Annotated in this window: 15 protein-coding genes; 8 read left to right on the top strand and 7 right to left on the bottom strand. The window is 72.5% G+C overall.

Features of this window, described 5'->3' with window-relative positions:
- Positions 1-9: 9 nt before the first annotated feature.
- Positions 10-798, bottom strand: a complete 789-nt coding sequence (locus DLJ58_RS07155; protein ID WP_124854416.1) for a sporulation protein — start codon at positions 796-798, stop codon at positions 10-12.
- Positions 799-1,031: 233 nt separating this feature from the next.
- Between DLJ58_RS07155 and sigB the strand changes: the two genes are divergently transcribed.
- The 4 genes from sigB to DLJ58_RS07135 all read left to right on the top strand — a co-directional run bounded on the left by sigB (position 1,032) and on the right by DLJ58_RS07135 (position 3,456).
- Positions 1,032-2,048, top strand: a complete 1,017-nt coding sequence (gene sigB, locus DLJ58_RS07150) for an RNA polymerase sigma factor SigB (protein WP_091400580.1) — start codon at positions 1,032-1,034, stop codon at positions 2,046-2,048.
- 120 nt (positions 2,049-2,168) lie between these two features.
- Positions 2,169-2,549 (top strand): ArsR/SmtB family transcription factor, encoded by a 381-nt coding sequence (locus DLJ58_RS07145; RefSeq protein ID WP_124854414.1) that lies wholly within the window; start codon positions 2,169-2,171, stop codon positions 2,547-2,549.
- On the top strand, positions 2,546-3,052 hold the full coding sequence (locus tag DLJ58_RS07140; protein ID WP_124854413.1) for an SRPBCC domain-containing protein: 507 nt from the start codon (positions 2,546-2,548) through the stop codon (positions 3,050-3,052). Before DLJ58_RS07145 ends, DLJ58_RS07140 begins: the two co-directional genes overlap by 4 nt.
- Positions 3,049-3,456 (top strand): VOC family protein, encoded by a 408-nt coding sequence (locus tag DLJ58_RS07135; RefSeq protein ID WP_124854412.1) that lies wholly within the window; start codon positions 3,049-3,051, stop codon positions 3,454-3,456. Before DLJ58_RS07140 ends, DLJ58_RS07135 begins: the two co-directional genes overlap by 4 nt.
- A gap of 11 nt (positions 3,457-3,467) precedes the next feature.
- On the opposite strand, the gene DLJ58_RS07130 is transcribed toward DLJ58_RS07135, so the two are convergent.
- The 3 genes from DLJ58_RS07130 to DLJ58_RS07120 are packed head-to-tail and all read right to left on the bottom strand — an operon-like array spanning position 3,468 to position 8,138.
- Positions 3,468-6,023, bottom strand: a complete 2,556-nt coding sequence (locus DLJ58_RS07130) for a bifunctional acetate--CoA ligase family protein/GNAT family N-acetyltransferase (RefSeq protein ID WP_124854411.1) — start codon at positions 6,021-6,023, stop codon at positions 3,468-3,470.
- A 24-nt stretch (positions 6,024-6,047) separates the two neighbouring features.
- The gene (locus tag DLJ58_RS07125) at positions 6,048-7,229 is read right to left on the bottom strand and encodes an acetoin utilization protein AcuC (RefSeq protein WP_124854410.1); all 1,182 of its coding nucleotides are present in this window, start codon (positions 7,227-7,229) and stop codon (positions 6,048-6,050) included.
- Between the two features lie 48 nt (positions 7,230-7,277).
- Positions 7,278-8,138, bottom strand: coding sequence for a sulfurtransferase (locus tag DLJ58_RS07120; protein WP_124854409.1), 861 nt, complete (start codon positions 8,136-8,138; stop codon positions 7,278-7,280).
- A gap of 100 nt (positions 8,139-8,238) precedes the next feature.
- On the opposite strand from DLJ58_RS07120, the gene DLJ58_RS07115 reads away from it, so the two are divergent.
- Positions 8,239-8,928: an iron-dependent transcriptional repressor DtxR gene (locus DLJ58_RS07115; protein WP_091400569.1), complete on the top strand. Its 690-nt coding sequence runs from the start codon at positions 8,239-8,241 to the stop codon at positions 8,926-8,928.
- Between the two features lie 19 nt (positions 8,929-8,947).
- Here the strand turns inward: DLJ58_RS07115 and DLJ58_RS07110 are convergent, their stop codons facing one another.
- Together DLJ58_RS07110 and DLJ58_RS07105 are read right to left on the bottom strand one after the other, a co-directional pair.
- A complete protein-coding gene (locus DLJ58_RS07110) occupies positions 8,948-9,496 on the bottom strand; it encodes a hypothetical protein (protein ID WP_124854408.1) in 549 nt (182 codons plus the stop codon).
- Positions 9,497-9,588: 92 nt separating this feature from the next.
- A complete protein-coding gene (locus DLJ58_RS07105) occupies positions 9,589-9,849 on the bottom strand; it encodes a DUF5522 domain-containing protein (protein ID WP_124854407.1) in 261 nt (86 codons plus the stop codon).
- 147 nt (positions 9,850-9,996) lie between these two features.
- Here DLJ58_RS07105 and DLJ58_RS07100 point away from each other — a divergent pair, with 147 nt between their 5' ends.
- From DLJ58_RS07100 to DLJ58_RS07090, 3 genes are read left to right on the top strand one after another with little or no spacing between them, the layout of a single operon-like run.
- The gene (locus DLJ58_RS07100) at positions 9,997-10,182 is read left to right on the top strand and encodes a dihydrofolate reductase family protein (RefSeq protein ID WP_208740909.1); all 186 of its coding nucleotides are present in this window, start codon (positions 9,997-9,999) and stop codon (positions 10,180-10,182) included.
- 3 nt (positions 10,183-10,185) lie between these two features.
- Positions 10,186-11,043 carry an alpha/beta fold hydrolase gene (locus tag DLJ58_RS07095; protein WP_124854406.1) on the top strand — a complete coding sequence of 286 codons (858 nt, stop codon included), beginning with the start codon at positions 10,186-10,188 and terminating at the stop codon, positions 11,041-11,043.
- A 33-nt stretch (positions 11,044-11,076) separates the two neighbouring features.
- The gene (locus tag DLJ58_RS07090) at positions 11,077-12,018 is read left to right on the top strand and encodes a MerR family transcriptional regulator (RefSeq protein WP_124854405.1); all 942 of its coding nucleotides are present in this window, start codon (positions 11,077-11,079) and stop codon (positions 12,016-12,018) included.
- 32 nt (positions 12,019-12,050) lie between these two features.
- Here the strand turns inward: DLJ58_RS07090 and DLJ58_RS07085 are convergent, their stop codons facing one another.
- Complete coding sequence (locus DLJ58_RS07085) at positions 12,051-12,986, bottom strand: DUF2332 domain-containing protein (RefSeq protein ID WP_124854404.1); 936 nt, start codon at positions 12,984-12,986, stop codon at positions 12,051-12,053.
- Positions 12,987-13,046: the final 60 nt, after the last annotated feature.

Here is a 13,046-nt window from a genome sequence, read left to right as displayed (position 1 = left end):
GGGGTGGGGTTAGGAGAAGAGGCCTCGGCGGGTTAGGGATTGGCGGAGCCAGTTGTCGAGTTCGGCTGTCCAGTCGGTGCGGTCGGCGGTGGCGTGGTCGACAGTGAACCGGCCGAAGGCGTCCCGGCCCTCGGTGAAGACACCGCCGCGCTTGTCGACCTCCAGCACCACCTGCATCTGCTGCGCGTCGGCGATGAAGGTGACCTCCAACTGGTTGATCGAGCGGGCGTACTGCGGCGCCGGGTTGAACTCGATCTCCTGGTAGAACGGCAACGTCTGCCGTACGCCGTAGATGTGACCACGCTCCACATCGGCGCGTGCGAACCGGAAGCCCAGCCGCAGCAGCGCGTCCAGCAGCCGCTCCTGCGCCGGCAGCGGGTGCACCGACACGGCGTCCAGGTCACCCTTGTCGACCGCGCGGGCGACCTCGAGCTCGGTACGCAGGCCCATCGTCATCCCGTGCAGGTGCTGCCCGTACAGCTCGGTGACCGGTGTCTCCCACGGCACGTCGAAGCGGAACGGAAGGTCGTAGCGCTGCCCCGGCTCCAGCCGGAACGCGCCGGTGACCTGCTGGCGGTGGAACTCCTGAGTGGTGTCGTAGTCGTTGTCGCCGCTCTCCACCTCGACCCGGGTGACCAGGCCGAGAGCGACGTGGTCGATGTCGACCTGGTGGTCGCCGCCCAGCACCTGGATCCGGCCCTCCAGCTGGCCGCCCGGGCGGCAGTTCGCGTTGGCCAGCACCGTCTCCACCGACGGACCACCGACGCCCATCGCCTTCATGAGCCGCTTGAAGACCACACCGTCCTCCAACTGTCGTTTCCGGCCGACCAGAGGTGGCCGGCCGTCCGCAACGTAGCCGGGGCGGGCAACCACACACTCCGACGACACACCGCACCAGCGATCCGACGCAATTCCTGTCGGGTGCCCGATCGCCTCACTCCCGTTTTACGCCCTGCCCGCCAAGCTGTTGTTCACACCGGCACCACTGGGCCGGGAACACGGCACCGACGTGGAAGCGGGGAGAGACAGAGATGGTCCTTCAGATGACGGAACACCGGACGCGCCCGGCCACCACGACCGACACTGACGGGGCCCCCGAGGCCCTCGTCGACCTGGACGCCACCGACGAGCGCGGCATCTCCACCGACCTGGTCCGGGCCTACCTCAACGGAATCGGCCGGACGAAGCTGCTGACCGCCGCGCAGGAGGTCGACCTGGCCCGGCGCATCGAGGCTGGCCTGTTCGCTGACGAGAAGCTGGCCACCTGCACCCCGGTCTCCGCGGAGCTGCGAGCCGACCTGGAGCTGATCGTCGCGGAGGGCCGGGCGGCCAAGGACCACCTGTTGGAGGCGAACCTGCGGCTGGTGGTCAGCATCGCCAAGCGCTACACGGGCCGTGGCATGGCGTTTCTCGACCTGATCCAGGAGGGCAACCTCGGTCTGATCCGGGCGGTGGAGAAGTTCGACTACGCCAAGGGCTACAAGTTCTCCACGTACGCCACCTGGTGGATCCGACAGGCCATCACCCGCGCCATGGCCGACCAGGCCCGCACCATCCGCATCCCCGTGCACATGGTCGAGCAGGTCAACCGGATGGTTCGGGCCCGCCGCGAACTGGCGGTGACGCTGGGCCGCGAACCGACGGTCGCCGAGGTGGCCCGCGCACTGGAGATCCCCGAGATCCAGGTCATCGAGCTGATCTCGTACGACCGGGAACCGGTCAGCCTGGACCAGGCCGTCGGCGACGACGGTGAGAGCGCGCTCGGCGACTTCGTGGCCTCGGTGGACCCGCGCACCGAGCCGGGCGACGCCGCGGCCCAGGGCGAGCTGCGCAACGAGGTCAGCATCGTGCTCTCCACCCTGTCCCAGCGGGAACAGGCGGTCATCCGCCTCCGGTTCGGCCTGGACGACGGCCGCCAGCGCACCCTGGACGAGGTCGGCCGGGAGTTCGGCCTGTCCCGGGAGCGGATCCGGCAGATCGAGAAGGTGACGCTGCTGAAGCTGCGCGCCCCGGAGCGGGCCCAGCGCCTGGAGGCGTACGCCTGCTGACGCACCCGGTTCCCACGGAAGGCCCCGGCGGTTCGCCGGGGCCTTCGTGCTGTCGGGGTGCTTGACGAAGACGCCCAATCACGATACAAACCAACTGGTTATAGAACCAGGAGGTTATAGGTGGCGGACACCGAGCTGTTGGATGCGACCTTCGCGGCGCTGGCCGACCCGACTCGGCGGGCCATCCTCGCCCGACTCGCGGCTGGGGAGGCGACCGTGACAGAGCTGGCAGCACCCTTCGCGATGAGCCAGCCGGCCATCTCCAAGCACCTCAGAGTGCTGGAACGCGCTGGCCTCGTCAGCCGGGGGCGGGACGCCCAGCGCCGTCCGTGCCGACTGGAGGCCCGCCCACTGCGCGATGCCACGGCCTGGCTCGCCAACTACCGCGACTACTGGGTGGAGAGCTACCAACGTCTCGACGTACTGCTCGACGAACTCCAGTCCGTCGACCACACCGGCACCGAGCGTCGGCCCGCCAGACCGAACGGAACGGGCGGTTGAACAACGTCGACGACCCGCTCGTCGTCCACACCCCGGGTGACCGGGAGATCGTGCTGAGTCGGCTGTTCGAGGCACCGGCGCGGCTGGTGTTCGCCGCCTTCACCCGACCCGAACTGCTGGCCCGGTGGTACGGCGCGCGCGGCTGGAGGCTGACGGAGTGCGACGTCGACCTGCGGATCGGTGGACGGTGGCGGTTCGTGTCGCAGGGCCCGGAGGGTGCCCGGATGGTCCAGGCCGGGGTCTACCGGCAGATCGAGCCACCACACCGGCTGGTCTGCACCGAACGCTTCGACGACCAGTCCTATCCGGGCGAGACGCTGGTCAGCCACGAGTTCTCCGAGGTGGCCGGGCGAACGACAGTCACCACCACGCTGCTCTACGCCACCGCAGAGGGGCGGAACATCGTGCTGCGCTATCCGATGGCGCGGGGCGTCGGGCAGAGCTTCACCCGACTGGCCGATCTGCTGCACTCAACAACGACGACAGAGGAAGAGCACTCATGAACTGGACACTCGAAGTGGTGATCGTGCCGGTCTCCGATGTGGAGCGGGCGAAGAAGTTCTACGCCGACCAGCTCGGCTTCACTGTGGATCACGACACGGTGATCAATGACGACGCGCGCATCGTCCAGCTGACGCCGCCCGGCTCGGGCTGCTCGATCGTGATCGGTAAGGGCGTCGTCCCGGAGATGCCGCCCGGCTCACTCAAGGGCCTGCAACTGGTGGTGCCCGACCTGAAGCGGGCCCACGAGGAGCTGGTCGGGCGGGGTGTAGAGGTCAGCGAGATCCAGGTGGTCGGTCAGAACCCCCGGCCGGTGCCGGATCCACTGGACAACGTCGGCTTCGTCTTCTTCGCCGACCCGGACGGCAACACCTGGGGCGTCCAGCAGATCTCCAGCCGCGCCTGACCGGGGCACGCTCACAGGCGGCGGGGGCCGGTGTCCGGGCGGGCGACCACGCCACCCACCCCCACCTGCGCGTGCAGGACCGAGATGCCATCGGGGCGGGCGAGCACCGGGTTGAGGGTCAGCGAGCGCACCCGGGGCTGTTCGTCGGCGAGCTGACCCACCCGCAGCAGCAGATCGGCCAGGGCCGCCCGGTCGACCGGCGCGGCCCCCCGATGCCCGCGCAGCAGCGGGGCCGCCCGAGGCTCGTCGACCAGCTCGGCCGCGTCCCGGTCGGTCAGCGGCACCGCCCGCCAGGCCCGATCGCCGAGCAGCTCGGTGGCGACCCCACCCAGGCCGAAGCCGACCACCGGCCCGAACGCGGGGTCTTCCACCACCTCCACCACACAGGCCACGCCGGGCGGGACCATCGGCTGGACCAGCGCGTCCGCGCCGAAGGTCGCCGCCAGGTCGGCGTACGCCCGACGGAGGGTCGGCTCGTCGGGCAGGTCCAGCCGGACCGCGCCGAGGTCGAGCCGGTGCCGCAGCCCGGGGGCGGCCGCCTTGAGCGCCACCGGGAAGCCCAGCCGCGCCGCCGCGTCGACCGCGGCGTCAACCGAGTCGACGGACACCGAGGCCACCACGTCGATGCCGTACGCGGCCAGCAGCGCACCCGGGTCGGTGGCCTCGGCCCGGAGTGCGGCCTGCGCGGCAGCCCGATCGAGGTCGGGCAGCTCCGGTGCCACCCCGGGCGGGCGGCGAAGCCAGTCGGCGTACCGGTGCGCGCGGGCGAGAGCGCGGACCGCCTCCTCCACGCCGCCGTACGCCGGCACCCCCGGTGGCAGCCGCCCGACCAGGAACGTCGCCACTGTCGGCTTGCCCAACGCGAGGGCGGCCGGCAGCGCGGCGGTGACGTCGGCGTCCACCTCGGTCAGTTGGCCGGGTAGCGGCGGGGCGAAGACCACCACCAGGGCGTCCACCCGTTCGTCGGCGGCCGTCTCGGCGAGCGCGGCGGCGAACTCGGCGGCACCGGCGCTCGGCCCGACGTCGCGGGGATAACCGTCGGCCACGCTCAGGCCCTGCCCGACGCAGGCGGTCGCGGCGAGCCCGGTGAGGGCCGAGGAGTTGCCGACCACACCGACCCGGCCTCCGGCCGGCAACGGCTGGTTGGCCAGCAGCACACCCACGTCGAGCAACTCCGGCACGGTGTCCACCCGGATCACCCCGGACTGGGCGAAGAGCGCCGCCACCGCCACCTCGTCCGGCCCGGCGGCGTCACCGACCCCGGGCGGGCGGGCCGGCGAGGCGAGCGCGACGACCGGTTTGGCGCGGCCGATCCGCCGGGCCAACCGGGCGAACTTGCGCGGGTTCCCGAAGGTCTCCAGGTAGAGCATGATCACGTCGGTGCCGGGGTCGTCCTGCCAGTACTGCAGGAGGTCGTTGCCGGAGACGTCGGCCCGGTTGCCGGCCGAGACGAAGCTGGACAGCCCGAGGCCCCGCCGGTCCGCCTCGGCGAGCAGCGCCACCCCGAACGCACCCGACTGACTGAAGATGCCGACCCGGCCGGCCGGCGGCAAGGCCGGGGCGAGGGTGGCGTTCAGGCGTACCGTCGGGTCGGTGTTGGCCACGCCCAGGCAGTTCGGGCCGACGACCCGCATCCCGGCCGCGTGTGCCGCGCGGACCAGCGCCCGCTGGGTGGCCGCGCCCTCGCCGCCGGCCTCGGCGAAGCCGGCCGAGATGACCACCAGGCCGTGCACCCCCGCGGCGGCGGCGTCGGCGACCACCGCGGTCGCCGCCTCCGGTGGGACCGCCACCACCGCCAGGTCCACCGGCGTTCCGGCATCAACCGCCGACGGGTACGCGGGCAGGCCCGCCACTGTCGACGCGCTCGGATGCACCGGCACCACCGCACCGGTGAACCCGCCGTCGCGCAGGTGCCCGAGCACCGCCGCGCCGACGCCCTGGCCGGTGGCGCTGGCGCCGTAGACGACGATGCCGCGCGGGGCGAGCAGCCGGGCGATCGAGCGGGCCTCGGTCCGGTGTTCGCGGCCGCGCTGCACCTCCAGGCTGGCCTCGGTGGGTGCGATGGGGAAGCTCAGGTGGACCACGCCGTCGGCGTACTCGCGCTGGACCTGGTAGCCGAAGTCGGCGAAGACCCGCAGCATCGTCCCGTTGGCCGGCAGCACCTCCGCGACGAAGCTCATGATGTCGTTGCGGCGGGCCGCATCGGCCAGGTGCTCCATCAGCACCGAGCCGATCCCCCGCCCCTGGTAGGCGTCCTCCACCACGAAGGCCACCTCCGCCTCGGGGGCCTGCGGGCCGAGCCGCTCGTACCGGCCGACCGCGACGATCTGGTCGGCGGCCAGCACCACGAACGCCTCCCGGTCGTGGTGGTCCACGGTGACGAAACGGATCAGATCCCGCTCCGGGATGCGCGGGTACGGCGAGAAGTACCGCAGGTAGCGGGTGCGCTCGGAGAACCGGCTGTGCATCGCCACGATGCCCGGCGCATCGGCCGGGTCGATAGGTCGCAACTGGACCGTGCTGCCATCGCTGAGCAGCACGTCGACCGGCTGGTCCACGGTCGTCACCGGAACGTCCTCCCCCGGCCCGGCTCAGTCCCGTGGATCGTGCGGGTCGAGCCCGAGCAGCGGGAAGACCGTCTTGCGGGTGGCCGCGATCGCCCGGTCCACCGCGTTCGGCTCGCCGGTCGGCTGCCACGGCTCGTACGACGGGTCGGCGTCGTCGGTCATCCGCAGCGGCACCTCCCGGCCCAGACTTCGGGAGGCGACCAGGTCCCGCCACGCGGGTGGGGTGAGCGTGGCCGGGTCGATCGGGTCACCGGTGGCCACGGCCAGCAGGTGACTCCAGGCCCGGGGCACCACCTCGACGAGCGCGTATCCGCCGCCGCCGGTGGCCACCCACCGGCCGTCGCACAGCTCGTCGGCGAGCGCCCGCATCGCCAGGTAGGTGGCCCGCTGCCCGTCCACCGTCAGGTTCAGGTCGGCGAGCGGATCCAACCGGTGCCCGTCGGCGCCACACTGGCTGACCAGCACCTGCGGCCGGAACGCGCGCAGCACCGACGGCACGATCGCGTGGAACGCGCGCTGCCAGCCGCTGTCGTCGACACCGGGCGGCAACGGCATGTTGACCGCGGTGCCCTGCGCACCCGGCCCACCCGTCTCGTCCGGGAAACCCGTGCCCGGGAAGAGCGCCAGCGGGGTCTCGTGCACGCTGACCGTCAGCACGCGCGGGTCGTTCCAGAAGATGTCCTGCACTCCGTCGCCGTGGTGCACGTCGACGTCCACGTACGCGATCCGCTCGGCGCCCAGGTCGAGCAGGCGGGCGATGGCCACCGCGGGGTCGTTGTAGACGCAGAAGCCGGAGGCTCGGGCGGACATCGCGTGGTGCAGCCCACCGGCCACGTTCACCGCCCGCTGGGCGTCGCCGCGCCAGACCGCCTCGGCTGCGGCCACCGTGGCGCCGGCGATGAGCGCGCTGGACTCGTGCATGCCCTCGAAGACCGGGTTGTCGGAGGTGCCCAGCCCGTACCCGGCGAAGAGCGGGTCGCGCGGCGCGTTGCGCACCGCGGCGAGGTAGGCCGGCGCGTGCACCCGGGTGAGCAGGGCATCGTCGGCGGGCTCCGGCTTGACCATCCGCACCCCGGGTCGATTCAGGATGCCCAGCTCGCGGGCGAGCGCGATGGTCAGCTCCACCCGGACCGGGTCGAGTGGATGGTCACCCATGTCGTAGGCGAGCAGCGACTCGTCCCACACCACAACCGTGTCGTCGGACATGAGCCCATCGTCGCACGAGGATCGGCGCCGGCCCACCGCACGCGCTGGTCAGCGGCCGGGTGTCGACCCGGAGGCGACCGGTCGGGCCGAGTCCGCCACCCAGTTGCTCCACGATCCAACGTAGAGCGCGGCGTCCGTGCGGCCGGCCAGGTGCAGCGCGAGCACCGCATGGGCGGCGGTCACCCCCGAGCCGCAGTACGCCCCGACGGCCCGCACCTCGGTCACCCCGGCGGCGGCGAACCGCTCGCTCAGCACGTCGGCGGCCAGGAAACGGCCGTCCGGCCCGACGTACTCCCCGGCGGGCAGGTTCGCCGCTCCCGGCACGTGCCCGGCTACCGGGTCGATCGGCTCGACCTCGCCCCGGTAGCGGGGCGCCGCCCGTACGTCGAGCAGCACGGCGTCGTCCGCGGCGGCCAGCGCGGCGGCCTGCCCGGCGTCGAGCACCGGGAGATCACCGGGGCGCACCACGACGTCACCGGGGGGTGGGGCGGGCGCGTCGGTCGAGACGGGCCGGCCGGCGGCGACCCAGGCCGGGTAGCCGCCGTGCAGCAGGCGTACCGGCCGGTGACCCGCCCAGCGCAGCGTCCACCAGGCCCGCGCGGCGGCCATGCCGTCGCCGCCGTCGTACACCACCACGGGGTGACCGGCCCGGACGCCAGCGGCCCGCAGCGCGGCCTGCAACGCTGTCGGGTCGGGCAACGGGTGCCGGCCGCCGGCGCCCGGCACCCCACAGAGCGCGGTGTCCAGGTCGACGAAGACCGCCCCGGGCAGGTGGCCGGCGAGGTAGTCGTCGCGGCCGGGCGGGCCGACGAGCCTCCAGCGGACGTCGAGCAGGGTGGGCGGATCGACCTGGTCGAGCTCGGCGACGAGCCGATCGACCTCGACCAACGGCTCCTGGGTACCGGACATGGCGACCATCCAACACCATTGACGCAGAGGGCACGCGGTTCGCCGAAGGTCACCAGCCGTTCCCCGAGGTAACATCGTGCATCGGAGGGCCGCTGACCTTATGAAGTCTCACGACCTGGTCGACACGACCGAAATGTACCTGCGCACCATCCTCGAGTTGGAAGAAGAGGGGGTGCCACCGCTGCGTGCCCGGATCGCCGAAAGGCTGCAGCAGAGTGGCCCCACTGTGAGCCAGACCGTTGCCCGGATGGAGCGCGACGGCCTGCTCACCGTCGAGGGAGACCGGCACCTGACGCTCACCGCCCTGGGTCGCGGCAGCGCCGTGTCCGTGATGCGCAAGCACCGCCTTGCCGAGCTGCTGCTGGTCAACGTCATCGGGATGCCCTACGAGGAGGCCCACGAGGAGGCCTGCCGCTGGGAGCACGTGATGAGCGACGCGGTGGAGAAGCGGGTCTACGACCTGCTCAACCGGCCGACCCGGTCCCCGTACGGCAACCCGATCCCCGGGCTTCAGGAGCTGGGTTCGCCGGCGGCGGAGACCACCGAGGCCGCCGAGGGCGAGCGCAACCTGGCCTTCCCCGGCCTATCCGGGTCGGTCGTGGTGCGCCGCATCTGCGAGAGCGTGCAGAAGGACGCCGACGTGCTGCGCCAACTGCACGCCGCTGGTGTCGACCCGGGCGCCACGGTGACCGTGGCCCAGGAGCGCGACGGGGTGTCGATCGACCGCTCCGGTGACCGGGTGCGGCTGCCCCGCGAGGTCGCCTCCCGGGTCTTCGTCGCCGCCAACTGACCAATCGGGCACCCGGGCGTCACAGCGCCCGGGTGTCCACCTTTTTCGCCAACGCGGTCAGGTCGCCGGTCAGCTTCTCCACCGCCGAGCGCTCACTGCCATGGGCCGTGGTCCAGCTCACCGTGGCCAGCCGTCCGTCGCCGGCCAGCCAGCCCACCTCGGCGACCGGCCCGTGCCCGCTCGCCGCGGCGGTGGTCCGCTTGTACGCCTGCTGGCCCAGCCCGGTGACCTTCGCCGCCTTGTCCGGCACCACGTCCGCGCCGAAGCTGGCCTTGTCGATAGTGGTCTCGGTCACGCTGAGCGTCAGCTCCGGCAGGGTGGCACCCGCGGCCCGCACCACACAGGTGTGGGTGTCGCCCTGTTCGCTGGCCGCCGCCACGTCGAAGCGGACCTTCACCACCTGCTCGATCACCGCGAAGTCCAGCAGGCGGCAGGCGCCGCCCGAGGAGGCCGCCGTCACGTCCACCGCGATCGGCACCGGCGGCGGCACCGCCGCCGGTTCCGCCTCGTCGGCACAGCCACTCACCAGCAGCCCGGCAAGCCCGGCGATCACGATCCGCCCGCGCACACTCCACCCTCTCGCCGACCGACGGCGGAAGGCGCCCGCCAAGTGTCCGTCGGACACCGTACGGGGTGTCGGTGTCGCGCGGAAGTCCTCGTCTACGCCTGTTCCGAGGGTGGATCGTCCACGTACGGACAGTGCCGACAGCCGCGCCCGCAGCACGTGCCGCGGCGGGCAAGGAACCCGGCGCTGAGCACGAACAGCCCGCTCGCCGGGTCGAGGTAACCGGCCTCGCCGGCGGCCAACGCGGCGGTGTGCGCGGCGAGGATCCGGGCCCGGTCGGGGTGTTCGGACGGCAGCCGGGACGGGTGCGGCTCGGTGAGCGGCCGGTCGGCCAGGGGTTTCCGCTCGCCGCTCACCGCAGCAGTCTAGGTACCGGTCGTGATCGGCCTCCCGCTGCCCCGACACCCGACATACCCCCGGCGTCGTCGCGGTGAGCGGTCGTTTCGTCGTACGGTCCGACGACGATCGGGTTCGACACCCGTCGACGCATACGGAGGGAAACGATGCGGAAGATCGTTGTGCAGATGAGTCTGTCGTTGGACGGGTTCTTCGAGGGCCCGGGCGGCGACATCGGCTGGCACCAGGTCGACGAGGAGTTGCACCAGCACTTCAACGACGTGATCGCCCCGATGGGCGGGTTCCTCAGCGGCCGGGTCAGCCACGAACTCCGCCACGAGCGGGTCCGCTGACCGATGATCACCACTTTCGACGCGATCGACGGGACCACCCTCGCGTACCGGACGGTCGGGGTTGGGGACCCGCTGATCTGCCTGCCGGGCGGGCCGATGCGCGACTCCGCGTACCTCGGTGACCTCGGCGGTCTGGGCGCGCACCGGACGCTGGTCATCCTCGATCCGCGAGGCACCGGCCGCTCGGCGGCACCAACTGACGTCTCGACCTGCCGCTGCGACCGCATGGCCGACGATGTGGAGGCGCTGCGCGGGCACCTGGGCCTCGACCGGCTGGATCTGCTCGGGCACTCCGCCGGTGCCAACCTGGCTCTGCGATACCTGACCCGGCACCCCGATCGGGTAGGCCGACTCGCGCTGGTCAACCCGAGCATCCGAGCGGTCGGGCTGAAGGTGACCGCCGCGCAGCGCCAGGAGGTCACCGACGCCCGGGCCGGCGAGCCGTGGTTTCCGGTGGCAGCGGCGGCGTCGGAGTCCATCCTCTCGGGTCGGGCCGGGCCCGGCGCCAAGCAGGAGATCGCGCCGTTCTTGTACGGCCGGTGGGACACTGCCGCTCAGGTCCACCAGGGCGCAGAGTCCGGTCAACGCAACGAGGAGCTGGCGGGGATCTTCAGCTCCGAAGACGCCTTCGATCCGCCGGCCACCCGTGCGGCGCTCGCCGCACATCGAGACCCGGTGCTGCTGCTCGCCGGCGCGGTCGACCTGGCCGCACCGCCGGGTCTGGTGACCCAGTTCGCCGAGCTGATCCCCCGCGCCGAGCTGGTCGTTCAGCCCGGCGCCGGGCACTACCCATGGCTCGACGACGCCGAGGCGTTCACCGCGACGGTCGCGGTGTACCTCGCCGGTCCGGACGGTGCTTGAGTCTCCACCGGGGGGAGACGTGAGGGTGGGGGCATGAGCGGGCAGACGTTTCACACGATCGGCGACCTGGCCCGACGGACCGGCCTGAGCGTCAAGACCATCCGGTACTACTCCGACAGCGGAGTCGTACCGCCGACGGACCGGAGCGCGGCCGGCTACCGGCGGTACGGCCCGACGGCCGTGGCCCGGTTGGAGCTGGTCCGGACGCTGCGTGACCTGGGCCTGGACCTGGCCACCATCCGGCGGGTGGTGGATCACGAGGTACCCCTGCACGAGGTCGCCGCCGCGCACGCCGAGGCGTTGGCCGTGCAGATCCGGGTGCTGCGGCTGCGCCAGGCGGTGCTCACCGTCGCGGCCAGGCGTGGGTCGGGCCCGGGCGAGGTGGACGAGCTGCACCGGCTGGCCCAGCTCACCGACCGCGAACGCGGGCAGTTGGTGACCGACTTCCTGGACAGCGTCTTCGCCGGCCTCGGCGACCAGCCCGCATACCCGGGTGTGATCGTCTCGTTGACGTCGGAGCTTCCCGACGACCCCAGCACCGAGCAGATCGAGGCGTGGCTGGAACTGGCCGAGTTGTGCCGGAACCCCGCGTTCCAGGCCCGGATGCGGCGGCTGGCGCGACAGCACGCCGCCGACCACGACGTCCCGAGGCTGCCCCGCCCGGACGCCGTCGCGGTGGTCCGGGACGCGGTGGCCCCCGCCCTCACCGCTGGTCTCGACCCGGGCAGCCCGGACGCCGATCCGGTGGTCGCAGCCGTCACCAACCGGTACGCGAGCCTGCACGGTCACTCCGACGAGGCCGACCTGCGTCGGCGGTTGCTCGAACGGCTGGTGCCGGCCAACGACCCCCGCCGGGACCGCTACCTCGACCTGTTGGCGGTGCTCAACGGCTGGCCCGCCGGCGATGCGACGGTTCCTGCTGTGGACTGGTTCATCCGGGCCCTGCGCCACCGGATGCCCGAGCCGGCTCGTTGAGCTGACCGCGTCGAAAGAACGGCTTGGTGACGTCAGCCAAACCAGGTCAACGCCTGGCCGTGGCCTCTGGCCCAGGCCAGCGGCTTGCCGTCGAGCGCGAGGACGTTGTGCAGCACGTCGCTCGGCGGGTCGGGCAGCCCGTCGTACCGGAGCACCTCCGGCCCCTCGTTCGCCACCCAGTGCCCCGGCAGTTCGCGGACCAACCGGACGAACGCGTCCCGGCGCGGGGGCGGCACCTGATAGAGCACTGACGTGTGGAAGACCACCAGCGTCGCGTCGGTCGGTGCCCGCGCGGCCAGCGCCGGCAGGTCGTCCACCAGGTCGCCGCGGACCAGCAGCGGCGGGTCGGCCGCAGCGACCGCCGCCGCGGTGCGCAGCCGGGCCCGCCGGTGGGCGTGCTCCGGCCAGATCAGAGCGTCCAACCAGGACACGTCGTCGCTGTCGGTCACGTCGAGCGGGTTGAGGTCCAGGCCGGCCCGCCACACCACCTGGGGTACGCCGGCCGGCGGCGCCAACCCGTCGGCCGCGCAGTCGAGGACCAGCTCACCGGAGCCGACCCGATGGTCGCCGTAGCGGTACGCGTAGCGGTCGGGGTAGAGGCAGAGCCCGGCCGACGCGCCGACCTCCAGCAGGGCGAGGGGCTGCGGCAACGCGGCGAGCACCGGCAGCAGGACCGCGCACCGGCCCGCCTCGTTCGTCTGGGTCGCCCGGGTGCGCATCTGCGTCTCGATGGCGGGCCAGTGCGTCACCACGTAGTCGTGGAACGCGGCCGGGTCGTCGACCGGGCCGCCGAGCCAGCGAACGACGCCGAACAGCAGATTCGGCTGCCGTTTGGCCGGCGGAAGCCCGTCCAGCAGGGTGAGCAGATCGTCGTCGCGGGCGACGGCCTGCGACAGGCGCTCATACGTGGGCGACACTCCGCGCGCCTCGCGGCTGCCGAACTCGGCGTACGTCTCAGCGGTCGTCATGCCTCATCGTCGCAGCCCATTCCTCGGTAGTTCAGCCCCCATTCCCGTGCGCTGGCTCAC

Source organism: Micromonospora arida (genome assembly GCF_003857035.1).
In the GTDB taxonomy this organism is placed as follows: domain Bacteria; phylum Actinomycetota; class Actinomycetes; order Mycobacteriales; family Micromonosporaceae; genus Micromonospora; species Micromonospora arida.
This window is presented reverse-complemented; position numbering and strand designations above follow the sequence as displayed.